The sequence below is a fragment of the Micromonospora sp. NPDC005197 genome (assembly GCF_040608295.1).
In the GTDB taxonomy this organism is placed as follows: Bacteria; Actinomycetota; Actinomycetes; order Mycobacteriales; family Micromonosporaceae; genus Micromonospora.
Map to the genome: position 1 here is coordinate 97,983 of NZ_JBEXHY010000007.1, position 13,312 is coordinate 111,294.

At 72.7% G+C, this 13,312-nt stretch carries 17 protein-coding genes; 10 read left to right on the plus strand and 7 right to left on the minus strand.

All coding sequences use genetic code 11. The annotated features are described in order from the left end of the window. Window positions 1-61: 61 nt before the first annotated feature. Entirely contained in the window at window positions 62-520 is a 459-nt protein-coding gene (locus ABZU46_RS05230; RefSeq protein ID WP_354855200.1) for a rhodanese-like domain-containing protein, read from the plus strand. 34 nt (window positions 521-554) lie between these two features. Here the strand turns inward: ABZU46_RS05230 and ABZU46_RS05235 are convergent, their stop codons facing one another. Next, a complete protein-coding gene (locus tag ABZU46_RS05235; protein ID WP_354855201.1) occupies window positions 555-1,283 on the minus strand; it encodes a hypothetical protein in 729 nt (242 codons plus the stop codon). 78 nt (window positions 1,284-1,361) lie between these two features. On the opposite strand from ABZU46_RS05235, the gene ABZU46_RS05240 reads away from it, so the two are divergent. After that, window positions 1,362-2,885 carry an alpha/beta fold hydrolase gene (locus ABZU46_RS05240; protein WP_354855202.1) on the plus strand — a complete coding sequence of 508 codons (1,524 nt, stop codon included), beginning with the start codon at window positions 1,362-1,364 and terminating at the stop codon, window positions 2,883-2,885. A 25-nt stretch (window positions 2,886-2,910) separates the two neighbouring features. Here ABZU46_RS05240 and ABZU46_RS05245 read toward each other — a convergent pair whose 3' ends face one another. The 3 genes from ABZU46_RS05245 to ABZU46_RS05255 form a co-directional block, all read right to left on the minus strand. Then, the gene (locus ABZU46_RS05245; protein WP_354855203.1) at window positions 2,911-3,282 is read right to left on the minus strand and encodes a hypothetical protein; all 372 of its coding nucleotides are present in this window, start codon (window positions 3,280-3,282) and stop codon (window positions 2,911-2,913) included. Then, on the minus strand, window positions 3,279-3,761 hold the full coding sequence (locus ABZU46_RS05250; protein ID WP_234581355.1) for a DUF6232 family protein: 483 nt from the start codon (window positions 3,759-3,761) through the stop codon (window positions 3,279-3,281). The genes ABZU46_RS05245 and ABZU46_RS05250 overlap by 4 nt, the downstream gene beginning before the upstream one ends. A 144-nt stretch (window positions 3,762-3,905) precedes the next feature. Continuing rightward, a complete protein-coding gene (locus ABZU46_RS05255) occupies window positions 3,906-4,373 on the minus strand; it encodes a DUF6232 family protein (RefSeq protein WP_354855204.1) in 468 nt (155 codons plus the stop codon). Window positions 4,374-4,471: 98 nt separating this feature from the next. On the opposite strand from ABZU46_RS05255, the gene ABZU46_RS05260 reads away from it, so the two are divergent. From ABZU46_RS05260 to ABZU46_RS05275, 4 genes are all read left to right on the plus strand, one after another. After that, window positions 4,472-5,245, plus strand: a complete 774-nt coding sequence (locus ABZU46_RS05260; protein ID WP_354855205.1) for an enoyl-CoA hydratase-related protein — start codon at window positions 4,472-4,474, stop codon at window positions 5,243-5,245. Between the two features lie 82 nt (window positions 5,246-5,327). Continuing rightward, a complete protein-coding gene (locus ABZU46_RS05265) occupies window positions 5,328-6,950 on the plus strand; it encodes an acetolactate synthase (RefSeq protein ID WP_354855206.1) in 1,623 nt (540 codons plus the stop codon). A 168-nt stretch (window positions 6,951-7,118) separates the two neighbouring features. Further along, the gene (locus ABZU46_RS05270) at window positions 7,119-8,090 is read left to right on the plus strand and encodes an ATP-binding cassette domain-containing protein (RefSeq protein WP_354855207.1); all 972 of its coding nucleotides are present in this window, start codon (window positions 7,119-7,121) and stop codon (window positions 8,088-8,090) included. Then, window positions 8,087-8,896 (plus strand): ABC transporter permease, encoded by an 810-nt coding sequence (locus tag ABZU46_RS05275; RefSeq protein WP_354855208.1) that lies wholly within the window; start codon window positions 8,087-8,089, stop codon window positions 8,894-8,896. Before ABZU46_RS05270 ends, ABZU46_RS05275 begins: the two co-directional genes overlap by 4 nt. A 24-nt stretch (window positions 8,897-8,920) precedes the next feature. Here the strand turns inward: ABZU46_RS05275 and ABZU46_RS05280 are convergent, their stop codons facing one another. Genes ABZU46_RS05280 through ABZU46_RS05290 form a run of 3 tightly spaced genes read right to left on the minus strand, consistent with a single transcriptional unit; the run spans window position 8,921 to window position 10,059 of the window. Next, the gene (locus tag ABZU46_RS05280) at window positions 8,921-9,337 is read right to left on the minus strand and encodes a PLD nuclease N-terminal domain-containing protein (protein ID WP_354855209.1); all 417 of its coding nucleotides are present in this window, start codon (window positions 9,335-9,337) and stop codon (window positions 8,921-8,923) included. A gap of 27 nt (window positions 9,338-9,364) precedes the next feature. Further along, on the minus strand, window positions 9,365-9,670 hold the full coding sequence (locus ABZU46_RS05285; protein ID WP_354855210.1) for a DUF202 domain-containing protein: 306 nt from the start codon (window positions 9,668-9,670) through the stop codon (window positions 9,365-9,367). Beyond that, window positions 9,667-10,059, minus strand: a complete 393-nt coding sequence (locus tag ABZU46_RS05290) for a DUF202 domain-containing protein (RefSeq protein WP_354855211.1) — start codon at window positions 10,057-10,059, stop codon at window positions 9,667-9,669. The genes ABZU46_RS05285 and ABZU46_RS05290 overlap by 4 nt, the downstream gene beginning before the upstream one ends. Before the next feature lie 42 nt (window positions 10,060-10,101). On the opposite strand from ABZU46_RS05290, the gene ABZU46_RS05295 reads away from it, so the two are divergent. From ABZU46_RS05295 to ABZU46_RS05310, 4 genes are all read left to right on the plus strand, one after another. Continuing rightward, the gene (locus ABZU46_RS05295) at window positions 10,102-10,899 is read left to right on the plus strand and encodes a GNAT family N-acetyltransferase (RefSeq protein ID WP_354855212.1); all 798 of its coding nucleotides are present in this window, start codon (window positions 10,102-10,104) and stop codon (window positions 10,897-10,899) included. Continuing rightward, on the plus strand, window positions 10,896-11,309 hold the full coding sequence (locus ABZU46_RS05300) for a hypothetical protein (protein WP_354855213.1): 414 nt from the start codon (window positions 10,896-10,898) through the stop codon (window positions 11,307-11,309). The genes ABZU46_RS05295 and ABZU46_RS05300 overlap by 4 nt, the downstream gene beginning before the upstream one ends. Window positions 11,310-11,496: 187 nt before the next feature. Continuing rightward, window positions 11,497-12,276, plus strand: coding sequence for an electron transfer flavoprotein subunit beta/FixA family protein (locus tag ABZU46_RS05305; RefSeq protein ID WP_344357351.1), 780 nt, complete (start codon window positions 11,497-11,499; stop codon window positions 12,274-12,276). A 14-nt stretch (window positions 12,277-12,290) separates the two neighbouring features. Next, window positions 12,291-13,250 carry an electron transfer flavoprotein subunit alpha/FixB family protein gene (locus ABZU46_RS05310; protein WP_354855214.1) on the plus strand — a complete coding sequence of 320 codons (960 nt, stop codon included), beginning with the start codon at window positions 12,291-12,293 and terminating at the stop codon, window positions 13,248-13,250. Window positions 13,251-13,312: the final 62 nt, after the last annotated feature.

Consider the following 13,312-nt stretch of genomic DNA (forward strand, 5'->3'; position numbering starts at 1 on the left):
TAGCGCAGGACGTCGTTCCCGCCACTCGTCCCGGCCGCCGGGCACGGCCACGATCAGTGTCATGACCTTCACCTTCGCCGTCCCGCCAGCCGCTCCGGACGCCGCAGCCGCCCACTTTCTCGCCCGACTCAGCGTCCAGACCGATGTCAGTGACGTGCACGCCGACCTGGCCGCCCGTACCCCCGGGCTCGTGGTGGTCGACTCCCGGGGGGTGACCGGCTGGGCACAGGGGCACCTGCCGGGAGCGGTGCACCTGCCCACCGCCGAGATCGCCGCCCGGGCGCCCGACCTGATCCCCGCCGGTACGGCGGTGGTCACCTACTGCTGGGGGCCGGGCTGCAACGGGGCGACCCGGGCGGCGCTGGAGTTCGCCCGGCTCGGTATTCCGGTCAAGGAGATGCTCGGCGGGTTCGAGTACTGGGTACGGGAGGGGCTGCCGGTGGAGACGGAGAACGGGCTGACCCGGCGTCCCGTCGACGATCTGACCGCACCGAGGGCGACGATCACCTGCGACTGCTGATCCGGCTACCGGCCTGCCCTGACCGGGCGTGGGTTCAGCCGGCGGGTTCGTCGCTGAGCTTCTCGCCGCGTCGCCGCAGCATGCCGAGGCCGGGGATGCCCGCCACGGCGAGCTTGAGATCACGGGTGACGTCCAACAGGTCGTGCAGGTCGGGCCCGACCCGGTCCAGCGTCGCGAGGATGGGCAGGATGTCGGCGGTCAGGTGCTCCTTGAGCTTGGGCAACTCGTCGATCAGGTGGATCGCCGCGGTGATCTCCTCGTGGCTCAGCTCCTCGACGAACCTCCCGGTCATCGGCGCGGCCCGCCGCAGCGCCGGCTCGTACGCCGCCAGCAACTCCGCCGCCGTGGTCGCCGCCTGCGCGGCGGTGCCCACGGTGACCGCGGCGCTGCCGGCCACCGCCTCGGCCTCGGTGACCACCGTGCCGGCGACGTGCGCGACCTTCTCGGCCTCGGTGACCACCACGGCGGCGGCCGTCGCCACCTCGCTGGCGGTGTCGATGGCGGTGGTCGCGGCGGCGCTGATCACCGCGACCTCGCGGACCGCCGCCTCGGCGTCGGTGAGCACCGCATCGGTCCGGTCCAGGGTCGTCTCGATCCGATCCACCACGCCGTTGATCCTGGCCAGCAGCGCTTCCACCCCGTCCAGCACCGCGAACGCGCGGGCGGGCACGGCGGCGAACGAGGCTGCCGAGCCGAGCGCCTGGTCGAGGGCGGAGCGGGTCAGGCCGACCACGGCGGTCGGTGTGGGGAGGGGAATCGCCATGGGACCAAGTGTGCGTCGGCCCCGCCACAACCGCTCGCGGGCGACCGTCGGCGCGGCCTGCGGCGGTAGGGTGCCGGCATGTCGGCCCCCTCGCCGCACCACCCGCCGAGCACCCGGGCGGCCGTCCTGCTCGCCGTGCTCGCGGCGATGGCCGCCGCGCTCGGCACGGCGGTGCTGGTCCGCGCGGACGTCGGCCTCTCCGTGCGGCAGGTCACCGTCGGCGGCGTGCCGATGACCGAGGTACGCGCCGGCCCGCCGACACCTGACGCGCGGCGGCCCGGCGTGGTGATCGCGCACGGATTCGCCGGCTCGGCGCGGCTGATGCGCCCGATAGCCGACACCGTGGCCCGCCGGGGAGCGGTGGCGCTGCTGTTCGACTTCGCCGGGCACGGCGCGAATCCGGCCCGACTCGGCCCCGACATGCCACCCGCGACGCTCGCCGCCGACCTGGACGCCGCGGTCGGATACCTGCGCGCCCAGCCGGATGTGGACCCGGCCCAGATCATGCTGGTGGGACACTCGATGGGCGCGGGCGCGGTGACGCGGTACGCGGCCGGGCACCCGGATATCGCCCGGACGGTGGCGATCTCGCTGCCCGACGCCGGCGAACTGCCTCCGGGCCACCCGGCGGAGCTGTTGCTCATCGTCGGCGGCGCGGAGTTCCCCGCGTTCCGGCGCGCGGCCGACGACGCCGTGCGGCGCGGGGCGGCGGTGGGCCGACGGCCAGCGGTGGTGGTGCCCGGTGTGGAGCACATCTCGGTGCTCTTCGCCCCGCGTACCCACGAGGAGATCGCCGACTGGCTGCCCAGCGTCGACGGGGCCGCGTCGCCCCGACCGCTCGTCCGGCTCGCCGGGGCGGCGCTGCTGGTGTTCGCGTTCGCCGTCGGCGTCGTCCCGTTGGCGGCCCTGCTCCTGGGCCGGCGGGCCGGCGGAGGAACGGCGTCGGCGGGAGGCGGGGCGCCACTGCGTGGTCTCGCCCTGCTCGGGCTGGTCGTCCTCGCGAGCGGTCTCGCGGCGGCCGTCGCGGCCGTCCTGCCGACCAACCGTCTCCCGCTCGCGGTCGGCGGTTACGTCACGGGCTTCCTGCTGGTCAGCGGGGTACTGGTGGGCGGTGGCCAACGCTGGCTGCCCGCCGCGACGCGAGCGCCCGGCGTGGCCGTCGACGGGACCGGTCGTCGTACGCCGGCACGGACCGCGGTCGCGGCGCTGGCGCTGACGGCGTACGCGATTCTCGCCGTGGCGCTGCCGATCCACCTCGGACTGACCTCGGCGCTGCCGGTCGGTGCCCGCTGGTGGCTGCTCCCGGTCGTGATCGCCGCGTGCCTGCTGTTCCTGCTGGGCGTCGAGCAGGTCGCGGCCGGCCGGACCTGGCGTCGCCTGCTGGTCGTCGCGATCACCGTGCTCGTGTTGAGCACGTCGGCGGTGCTCGGCCCGGCACCCGGGTTCGTGCTGCTGGTGGTGCCGTTGTTCGCCGTGCTGCTCGGCTGGCACGTGCTGTGGGCGGCGGTGCTGCGCCGGTACGCGACCCCGCGCTGGCTGCCGGCCCTCGTGGGCGCCGTCCTGGTGGGCTGGCCGATCGCCACCACCCTGCCGTTGCGCTGACCAGATGCTCCGCCCGGCGAGGGGTCTAGCGGCCGGCGCGGGCGACGCGCAGCGCCCACCAGATCAGTGGCACCTGCATCGGCACCCGGCCGTAGGCGATGGCCCGTTTCGACGGCCGCCGGTGCCGCCAGTCCACCGCCATCTTCACGTTGGCCGGCAGCACGGCGACGAACAGCGCGGCGGCGGCCCGACCGCCGGCCCGTCGGGTGGCGGGGTGCGCCACCGCCGCCGCCACCGTCAGCTCGGCGATCCCGCTGGCGTAAGTCCAGAAGCGGGCCGGCCCGGGCAGCGCACGCGGCACGATCGGGTCGTAGAAGCCGGGGCGCAGCAGGTGGGTGACGCCGGCCGTGGCGAGCAGCCCGGCGAGCGCGACGGCCTCGCCGCGACGGGTGGTCATCGATGGTCCCCCTGCTGTTCGACGGCGCGTTGCACGGCCCGGTAGATCTGCCCGAACCGTAGCGCGTCCGGCGTGCGCAGCAGCATGTGCTCCTGACCGTGGTGCTGCACCCACAGCTCGTGCACGTGGCTGCCGCGCTCGTACGAGCGGTCCAGCCAGCCGAGGGGAATCTCCAGGAACGGGGCCAGTGCCAGCGCCCCCACCGCACAGGCGGCCAGGATGATCAGCGCCAGCTGCCAGTTGCCCCGATCCTGTGCCGACCAGGCCAGCGAGACGACGCAGACCAGCGCGACGAGGGGCGGCAGCGACAGCAGCAGGACCAGCACACCGCGACCCAGCACCCGGCCGCGTACGGCGAGGGTCTTCTGCCCTCGTTCGTGCCAGACGAACGTCACGTCGGGCAGGGCGATCACCTGACCGCCCGCCCGGATCGACTCGGAGGTCACCTGCACCGCGTCGTCCCGGTAATAGAGGGTCATCACTAAGCCTAACCACCGACAGGCAACCCGCGCGCCTGCGCGGCGGCGACAACGGCCGCGATCCCGAACGAGATCTTGGACAGTTTCCGTCAGCGGTTGACGGAAACTGTCCAAGATCCGCGATGGGCGGGGTGGCGAGGCGGGCTAGCGGCGGGCGGGCTGGGTGTGCTCCATCGCGCGCTGCACCGCCCGGTAGATCTGCCCGAAGCGCAGCGCGTCGCCGGTGTGCAGCAACCGCACCGGCTGGCCCCGCCAGCGGGCCCAGATCTCCATCTGCCGGCTGCCCCTGGCGTACGAGCGGTCCAGGTGTTCGAAGAGGAAGTCGGCGACCGGGCCGACGGCCAGCCCGACCAGCACCGAGGCGCCGACGATCGCGATCGTCACGGTGGGGGAGCGGTGCAGCCAGGCGGCCAGGCCGATGCCGAGCACGGCCGCGACCAGCGGGCCGGCCAGCGCGGCGCCGAGCGCGCCTCGCCCGACCAGCACCCGCCAGGAGCGGCTGCCCCGGCGGTGCCAGACCATGGTGATCTCGGCCAGCGAGTAGCTGCGGCCGTCGACCTGGACGGCGGTGGAGGTGACCTGCACCGACCTGTCGTCGTAATACGTGATCATGGCTGGACTCCCGCCCGCGGGGCTGACACCACACTACTTACCCCAACGAGCCGGGTCGTAAGGTTGGCACGCGACTTCGACGAGGAAGTGAGGGCAGCGTGGGCGAGTTCGTTCGGCTGGAGACCACTGACGGCATCGGCACCATCCGGCTGGAGCGGCCGCCGATGAACGCGCTCAACACCCAGGTGCAGGAGGAGTTGCGCGCCGCCGCCACGGCGGCCACCGCCGACCCCGAGGTCCGTGCCGTCATCGTGTACGGCGGGGAGAAGGTCTTCGCCGCGGGCGCGGACATCAAGCAGATGGCCGAGATGTCCTACGTGGACATGGCCGACCGGGCGGCTGCCCTGTCCAGCGCGCTCGGCGCGATCGCGCGGATCCCCAAGCCGGTGGTCGCCGCGATCACCGGGTACGCCCTCGGCGGGGGCTGCGAGCTGGCGCTGGCCTGCGACTGGCGGGTCGTGGCCGAGGACGCCAAGCTCGGCCAGCCGGAGATCAAGCTGGGCATCATCCCCGGTGCGGGCGGCACCCAGCGGCTGGCCCGCCTGGTCGGGCCGGCGCGGGCGAAGGATCTGATCATGTCCGGGCGGATGGTGGACGCCCAGGAGGCGCTGCGGATCGGCCTGGCCGACCGGGTCGCCCCGGCCGCCGAGGTGTACGACGCGGCGGTCGCGCTCATCACGCCGTACCTCAATGGTCCGGTGCAGGCGCTGCGCGCGGCGAAGCTGGCGGTCGACGGCGGCCTGGACATGGACCTGAACTCCGGTCTGGCCTGGGAGAGTCAGCTCTTCGCGGCGCTGTTCGCGACCGACGACCGGCGCGAGGGCATGGCCGCGTTCGTCGAGAAGCGCAAGCCGGACTTCACCGGCCGCTGACGATTAGCCGAGAACGGTTCACATTGTTCCTACCGGCCAGTAGCGTGGGGCCTCGGTCATGAGCGACGAAGGGGAGCGGCGAATGACGGAGCGGATCGAGGGTCACGGCGGAGAGCTGGCCCTCGCGGCACTACGCGCGCACGGCGTACGGGAAATGTTCACGCTGTCCGGCGGGCACGTCTTCCCGCTGTACGACGCCGCGCACAAGGCCGACTTCCCGATCTACGACGTCCGGCACGAGCAGTCCGCGGTCTTCGCCGCCGAGGCGGTGGCCAAGCTCCAGCGCCGTCCCGGCCTCGCCGTGCTCACCGCCGGCCCCGGTGTCACCAACGGCATCTCGGGCATGACCAGCGCCTTCTTCAACGCGTCCCCGGTGCTGGTGCTCGGTGGCCGGGCACCCGCCTTCCGGTGGGGGTCGGGCAGCCTCCAGGAGATGGACCACCTGCCGCTGGTCGCCCCGGTCACCAAGCACGCCGAGACGGTGTTCAGCACCGACGACATCCCGCGTGCGGTGGGCGCCGCCCTCACCGCCGCGCTCACCCCGCACCGGGGCCCGGTCTTCCTGGACTTCCCGCTGGAGACGGTCTTCTCGGTCACCGAGACCGACCTGCCCGCGCCGTCCGGCGTCGACGCCGTCGAACCGGACCCGGACGAGGTCAGCCGGGCCGCGACGCTGATCGCCGGCGCGCAGCGGCCGGTCATCATCGCCGGCTCGGACGTGTACGCGGGCGACGCGGTGGCGGCCCTGCGCGAGGCCGCCGAGGCGTTGCAGGTGCCGGTCTTCACCAACGGGATGGGCCGCGGCTCCCTGCCCCCGGAGCACCCGCTCGCCTTCGCCAAGGCCCGCCGCGCCGCGCTCTCCGGCGCCGACGTCGTCGTGGTGGTCGGTACGCCGCTGGACTTCCGGCTCAGCTTCGGCGACTTCGGCGACGCCAAGGTCGTGCACATCGTCGACGCCCCCAGTCAGCGCGCCACGCACGTGCAGCCGGCCGTCGCCCCCGCCGGTGACCTGCGCCTGATCCTCTCCGCGCTGGCCGACCACGCCGGTGACCGGGCCGACCACAGCGGATGGATCGCCGACCTTCGTACCGCCGAGGACGCGGCCCGCGCCCGCGACGCCGCCGAGATGGCCGCCGAGACCGACCCGATCCGACCGGCCCGCGTCTACGGCGAGCTGCGCCGGGTGCTCGCCCGCGACGCGATCACCATCGGCGACGGCGGCGACTTCGTCTCGTACGCCGGTCGGTACCTGGAGCCGGCCCAGCCCGGCACCTGGCTGGACCCGGGCCCGTACGGCTGCCTGGGTACCGGCATGGGCTACGCGATGGGCGCCCGGGTCAGCCACCCGGACCGGCAGATCTGCGTGCTGATGGGCGACGGCGCGGCCGGGTTCTCGCTGATGGACGTCGAGTCGCTGGTCCGGCAGAAGCTGCCGGTGGTGATCGTCGTCGGCAACAACGGCATCTGGGGGCTGGAGAAGCACCCGATGCGGGCCATGTACGGCTACGACGTCGCCGCCGACCTCCAGCCCGAGCTGCGCTACGACACGGTGGTCAGCGCGCTGGGCGGCGCGGGGGAGATGGTCACGAAGGCCGCCGACCTTCAGCCGGCCCTGCAGCGGGCGTTCGACGCCGGAGTGCCGTACCTCGTCAACGTGCTCACCGACCCGACCGACGCGTACCCCCGCTCGTCGAACCTGGCCTGAGTCGCACCCGCCGCCGTCGCCCCTCGCGGGCGGCGGCGGTGCGGCGTCTTCCCGCAGTTAAATACGCGGAATGTCAGCGTCGGTCGACGTAACGTCAGCGCGGGAACGGCGGGATGTCAGACCTGTCGCCCATGGTGGTGTCATCACCCGCAGACGACAGGAGTTGCGATGGACCACGCGATCCGCGCCGAGGGTCTGGTGCGGCGTTTCGGCGCCACCACCGCCCTCGCCGGAGTTGACCTGGCGGTCCCGACAGGGACGGTCTTCGGTCTGCTCGGGCCGAACGGCGCCGGCAAGACCACTGCGGTACGGGTGCTCGCCACCCTGCTGCGCGCCGACGAGGGACATGCCACGGTGGGCGGCTTCGACGTGGTCCGCGACGCCCACCGCGTGCGTCAGCTGATCGGCCTCACCGGCCAGTACGCCTCGGTCGACGAGACCCTGACCGGCGCGGAGAACCTGCTGCTGATCGGGCGGTTGCTCGGCCTCAGCCGGGCCGACGCCAAGCGGCGGGCCCGGCAACTGCTCGACGACTTCGGGCTCAGCGATGCTGCCGATCGGGCCGTGAAGACGTTCTCCGGCGGGATGCGGCGGCGACTGGACCTCGCCGCCAGCCTGGTCGGCCGGCCGCAGGTGCTGTTCCTCGACGAGCCGACCACGGGCCTGGACCCGCGCAGCCGCAACGACCTGTGGGACATCGTCCGCACGTTGGTCGCGGACGGGGTGACGGTGCTGCTCACCACCCAGTATCTGGAGGAGGCCGACCAGCTCGCCGGCGAGATCGCCGTGGTCGACCACGGGCGGGTAATCGCCCAGGGCACGCCGGAGGAGCTGAAGGCGAAGATCGGCGGGCAGACCCTCACCGTGCGCCCGGCCGACGTCGCCGATCTCGGCACCGTGGTCGCCATCGCCGGCGAGGTGGCCGGGGTGACCCCCGAGGTCGCGCAGAGCGCGGTCACCGTCGCGGTGAACGACCCTCGCGTGCTGCCCGTCATGGTGGGCCGCCTCGACGCGGCCGAGATCCCGGTCGCCGAGCTGGCGCTGCGCGGCGCGAGCCTGGACGAGGTCTTCCTCTCCCTCACCGGCCACCGGGCCGAGGACGCCCCGGCCGACACCGACCTGGAAAGGACCCCGGCATGAGCGCCGTGACCCTCAGCCCCGCGCTCGCCCCGACCCGTCGACTCAGCGTCGCCGCCGGGCTGCGGCACACCTTCACGCTGGCCTGGCGCAGCCTGGTGCAGATCAAACACAACCCGATGGAGCTGCTCGACCTGAGCATCCAGCCGGTGATGTTCGTGCTGCTGTTCACCTACGTCTTCGGCACGGCCATCGCCGGCTCGTCCGGCAAGTACCTCACCTTCATGCTGCCCGGCATCATGGTGCAGAACGCGCTCTTCGCCACGATGACGACGGGGTTCGGGCTGAACAACGACCTCACCAAGGGCGTCTTCGACCGGCTGCGGGCGCTGCCCATCGCCCGGTGGGCGCCGCTGGCCGGCCGGATCCTCGCCGACACCGTCAAGCAGGCGTGGTCGATCGCGCTGCTGCTCGGCGTCGGGTCGATCCTCGGCTTCCGGGTCGGTAACGGCGTACTCGGCGTGGTGGGGGCGTTCGCGCTGCTGCTGGCGTTCACGCTGGCCGCGTCCTGGATCTCGGTGCTGGTCGGGGTGCTGGTGAGCGAACCGGACAAGGTGCAGATCTTCGGCTTCATGGTGATCTTCCCGCTGACCTTCACCAGCAACATCTTCGTCCCGACCGACCGGATGCCGGGCTGGTTGCAGAACTGGGTGGAGGTCAACCCGGTGACCGTGGTGGCCGACGCGCTGCGGGGTCTGCTGGTCGGCGGGCCGGTGGCCGGCCCGGTGCTCCAGACGCTGCTGTGGGGCGCCGGGATCGCGGTGATCTTCGCGCCGCTGGCCGTACGCGGCCTCAGACGTCGAGTCTGAGTGGCGTACCGGCCGGGCTGCGTCTCACACCTCCGGCCGGTCACCCTCACGGGGCGGCTCACCGTCGCGGCGGCGCAGGTCGTCCTCCCGCCGGCGCAGGTCCTCCTCCCAGCGACGGAAGAGTTCCTGGTCCTGCTGACGCGCGCGGTCCTGCACGGAGCGGAGGAACTCCGGGTCGTCGTCGGGAGCGAGCGGGCGGCGCGGCTGCCGTTCGGTGGAGCCGCCGCCGGCCGGCCACGCCCTGCGGGCCGCGGGGCCGGGCTCCCGGCCGGCGACGAACCAGGCGATCGAGCCGACCAGGGGGAAGAACAGGATGATCAGCACCCAGGCGATCCGGGGCAGGGCGCGAATCTGACCCTCCTCGGCGGAGAGGCAACTGATCAGCGCGCAGACGGCGAGGACAATCTGCACCAGGAAGAGGAGAACGTACAGCCGGGCCATGCACCCATCATGGCGCACCGCGTCGCGTCACCACAGTCCGCGAACCGTCGCCAGCACGCCGAGCAGCGCGAGCCCGACGGTGCCCAGCGCGACCAGCGGCAACGTCCGGCCGCCGGTGCGGGCCGCCCCCGTGCCGGTGCCGCGGGGCCAGCAGAGCACGAGCACGCCGCCCCAGACCAGGACGGCCGCACCGGCGATCAGCGCTCCGAACCCGCCGCCGTTCGACGCCAACCGGACGGCGAGCGCGGTCACCACGGTCAGCGTCAGCAGGGTGCGCCGCCAGGCCAGCCGGGTCCGCTCCGGTTGCAGCCCGGGATCGCGTCCGGCGCTCACCGTCCGCCGATCGCGCGCGCCAGCACCGCGATGACCAGCAGCACCGCGCCGGCGCCCACGGCGAGGGCGAGGACGGCGGGGAAGCGGGAGGCGGGCAGCTCCTGGCCGAGCCGGATGGCCCGTTCGGTACGCGCCCAGTGGTCCACCGCGCGGATCGCGACGGCGCCGCCGAGCAGCAGCAGCGCGACCGCGATGACCTCCCGCAGGTGGCTCATCGGCAGCTGCGGCAGGAACTGCGCGGCGGCCAGCCCGCCACCGACGAGCGCCAGGCTGGTGCGTAGCCAGGCCAGGAAGGTTCGCTCGTTGGCCAGCGAGAACCGGTAGTCCGGTGTCTCACCGACGGCGCGCGCCTCGGCCGGGTCGAACCATCGCCTGATCACCTCCCACATGCTGGGAGATTATCCACTTCCCCGGGGCCTTAGCCTGGTGTGGTGACGGATCTTGATGTGACCACGCTGCGCACCGCCTACGACAACCAGCTCCGCCCGGATATCCCCGACCCGGTTCCGGCGGGGGTGACGGTGGAGCGGGACGGGCCGCTGGTCCGGATCATCGGGCTCGACGCCGGGGGGTTCCTCACCTACCGCGACCTGGGAGGGTTGACCGGCGACGCGCTGGACGAGCTGATCGCCCGGCAGGTGGCGCTGTTCCGCGAGCGCGGCCAGTCGGTCGAGTGGAAGCTCAACGGGCACGACGAACCGGCGGACCTGGCGGACCGGCTGCGCGCCGCCGGCTTCGTGCCGGAGGACCGGGAGACCGTCGTGGTCGGGCCGGTCGCGCCGCTGGCCGCCGCGCTGCCCGTCATCCCCGAGGGGGTACGCCTTCGTGAGGTGACCGCGCGCGCCGACCTGGAGCGGATCGCCGCCATGGAGGAGGAGGTCTGGCAGGAGGATCGCTCGCACCTCGTGTGGGGTCTGGCCAAGGAGATCGACGCCGACCCGCACTCGATCACCATCGTGGTGGCGGAGGCGGACGGCACGGTGGTGAGCGCCGGCTGGGTGCGCTTCCCGGCGAAGACCGGCTTCGCCACCCTGTGGGGTGGCTCGACCCTGCCGCAGTGGCGTCACCGGGGCATCTACCGGGCGCTGGTCACCTACCGGGCCCGGCTGGCCGACCAGCGAGGCCGGACGCTGCTGCAGGTCGACTGTTCCGAGGACAGCCGGCCGATCCTGGAGCGACTCGGCCTCGTCCCGGTCACCACCACCACCCCGTACGTCTACACTCCGTGATCATGGAGCAGCGGTTGACGGACGAGGAGCGCCTGACCCTCAAGACGGGCGCCTTCGGCGCGGTCTTCCTGGTCTCGAACGCCGACCCGGGGATGCTGGGCGTGATCCGGGAGAGCGTCGCCGCCTCCGGCGCGTTGGCCGATGCCAGTGGGGTGGTCAAGGAGGCGCTGACCACCGGCCCGCTGCCCCGGCTGCCCCGGGACTCCCAGCTGGAGATCGAGTCGGTGGTGTTGCCGGCGCTCGGCCGCGCGGTGCGGATCCTGCGGGAGAAGTCGCCGGCCGACGTCGAGGCGTACCGCTCGGTGGTGTTGACCGCGGCGGACCGGGTGGCCCGCGCGCACGACGGGGTGGCCCCGGCGGAGGCCGCCGCCATCGACCAGATCCGGGGTGCGCTGGCCGAGCCGGCCTGACCGCGCTGCCTGTCGGTGAGCTGTGTCACTCTGTGTGCCCGGTAGCCGCAACCTACTGGCAGGTAACATTGCGCCGTGGGCAACTGCACAGCAGCCCGCGGTTGACCGGGCGTCGACCGACGCGCGAGGCTGCGGCCCAACCGGGCGAGCCAATCGCAACACCACACAGGAGGGTCGTCGAAGCGCGATGAACATCGTCGTACTCGTCAAGCAGGTGCCTGATTCGGGCGCGGACCGCAACCTGCGCAATGACGACAACACCGTCGACCGCGGTTCGGCGAACAACGTGATCAACGAGATGGACGAGTACGCCATCGAGGAGGCGCTGAAGATCAAGGAGGCGCACGGTGGCGAGGTCACCATCCTGACCATGGGTCCGGACCGGGCGACCGAGTCGATCCGCAAGGCGCTCTCCATGGGCCCGGACAAGGCCGTGCATGTGGTGGACGACGCCCTGCACGGTTCCTGCGCCGTGGCGACCTCGAAGGTGCTCGCCGCCGCCCTCGGTCAGCTGAACGCCGACCTGGTGATCTGTGGCGCCGAGTCCACCGACGGCCGGGTGCAGGTCATGCCGCACATGATCGCCGAGCGGCTGGGCGTCGCGGCGCTCACCGGCGCCCGCAAGCTCACCGTCGACGGCGCCACGCTGACCGTCGAGCGGCAGACCGAGGAGGGCTACGAGGTCGTCACCGCCTCCACCCCGGCCGTGGTCTCCGTGTGGGACACCATCAACGAGCCGCGCTACCCCTCGTTCAAGGGCATCATGGCGGCCAAGAAGAAGCCGGTGCAGACGTTCTCCCTGGCCGACCTCGGCGTCGCACCGACCGAGGTGGGCTTCGACGGTGCGACCAGCGCCGTCGTCGAGCACACCAAGCGTCCGCCGCGCTCCGGCGGCGCCAAGATCACCGATGAGGGCGAGGGCGGCGTCAAGCTGGTCGAGTTCCTCGCCACCGAAAAGTTCGTGTGAGAGCGGGTCTGGACATGTCTGAGGTTCTCGTCGTCGTCGAAGCCACCAAGGAATTCGGCGTCAAGAAGGTCACCCTGGAGATGCTCACCCTCGCCCGTGAGCTGGGCACCCCGAGCGCTGTCGTGCTCGGTGGCGCCGGCGCCGCCGAGGCGCTGAGCGCCAAGCTGGGCGAGTACGGCGCGGAGAAGATCTACGCCGCCGAGGGTGACGAGATCGACGGCTACCTGGTGGCCCCCAAGGCCACCGTGCTGGCCGAGCTGGTCAAGCGGGTGCAGCCGGCCGCCGTGCTGCTGGCGTCCGCCCAGGAGGGCAAGGAGATCGCCGCCCGGCTCGCCGTCAAGCTCGACAACGGCATCCTGACCGACGTGGTCGGCCTGGCCGCCGACGGCACCGCCACCCAGGTCGCCTTCGCCGGCTCCACGATCGTCAAGTCCAAGGTCACCAAGGGTCTGCCGCTGGTCACCGTCCGGCCCAACTCGGTCACCCCGGCCCCGGCCGCCGCGAGCCCGGCGATCGAGCAGCTCACCGTGTCGGTCACCGACACCGACAAGCTGGCCAAGGTCGTCGAGCGGGTCGCCGAGCAGAAGGGCTCCCGCCCCGAGCTGACCGAGGCCGGCGTGGTCGTCTCCGGCGGCCGTGGTGTCGGCAACGCCGACAACTTCAAGCTGGTGGAGGAGCTGGCCGACCTGCTCGGCGGCGCCGTCGGCGCGTCCCGCGCGGCGGTCGACTCCGGCTTCTACCCGCACCAGTTCCAGGTGGGCCAGACCGGCAAGACGGTCTCCCCGCAGCTCTACGTCGCGCTCGGCATCTCCGGCGCCATCCAGCACCGGGCCGGCATGCAGACCTCGAAGACGATCGTCGCTGTCAACAAGGACGGCGAGGCCCCGATCTTCGAGTTGGCCGACTTCGGCGTGGTGGGCGACCTGTTCAAGATCGTCCCGCAGGCCGCCGAGGAGATCCGCAAGCGTAAGTGACCGTGAGACAAGGAAAAGTGGCGGGCGGGGGGCGGGGGGGGGCGTTTTGGGGGGGGGGGGGT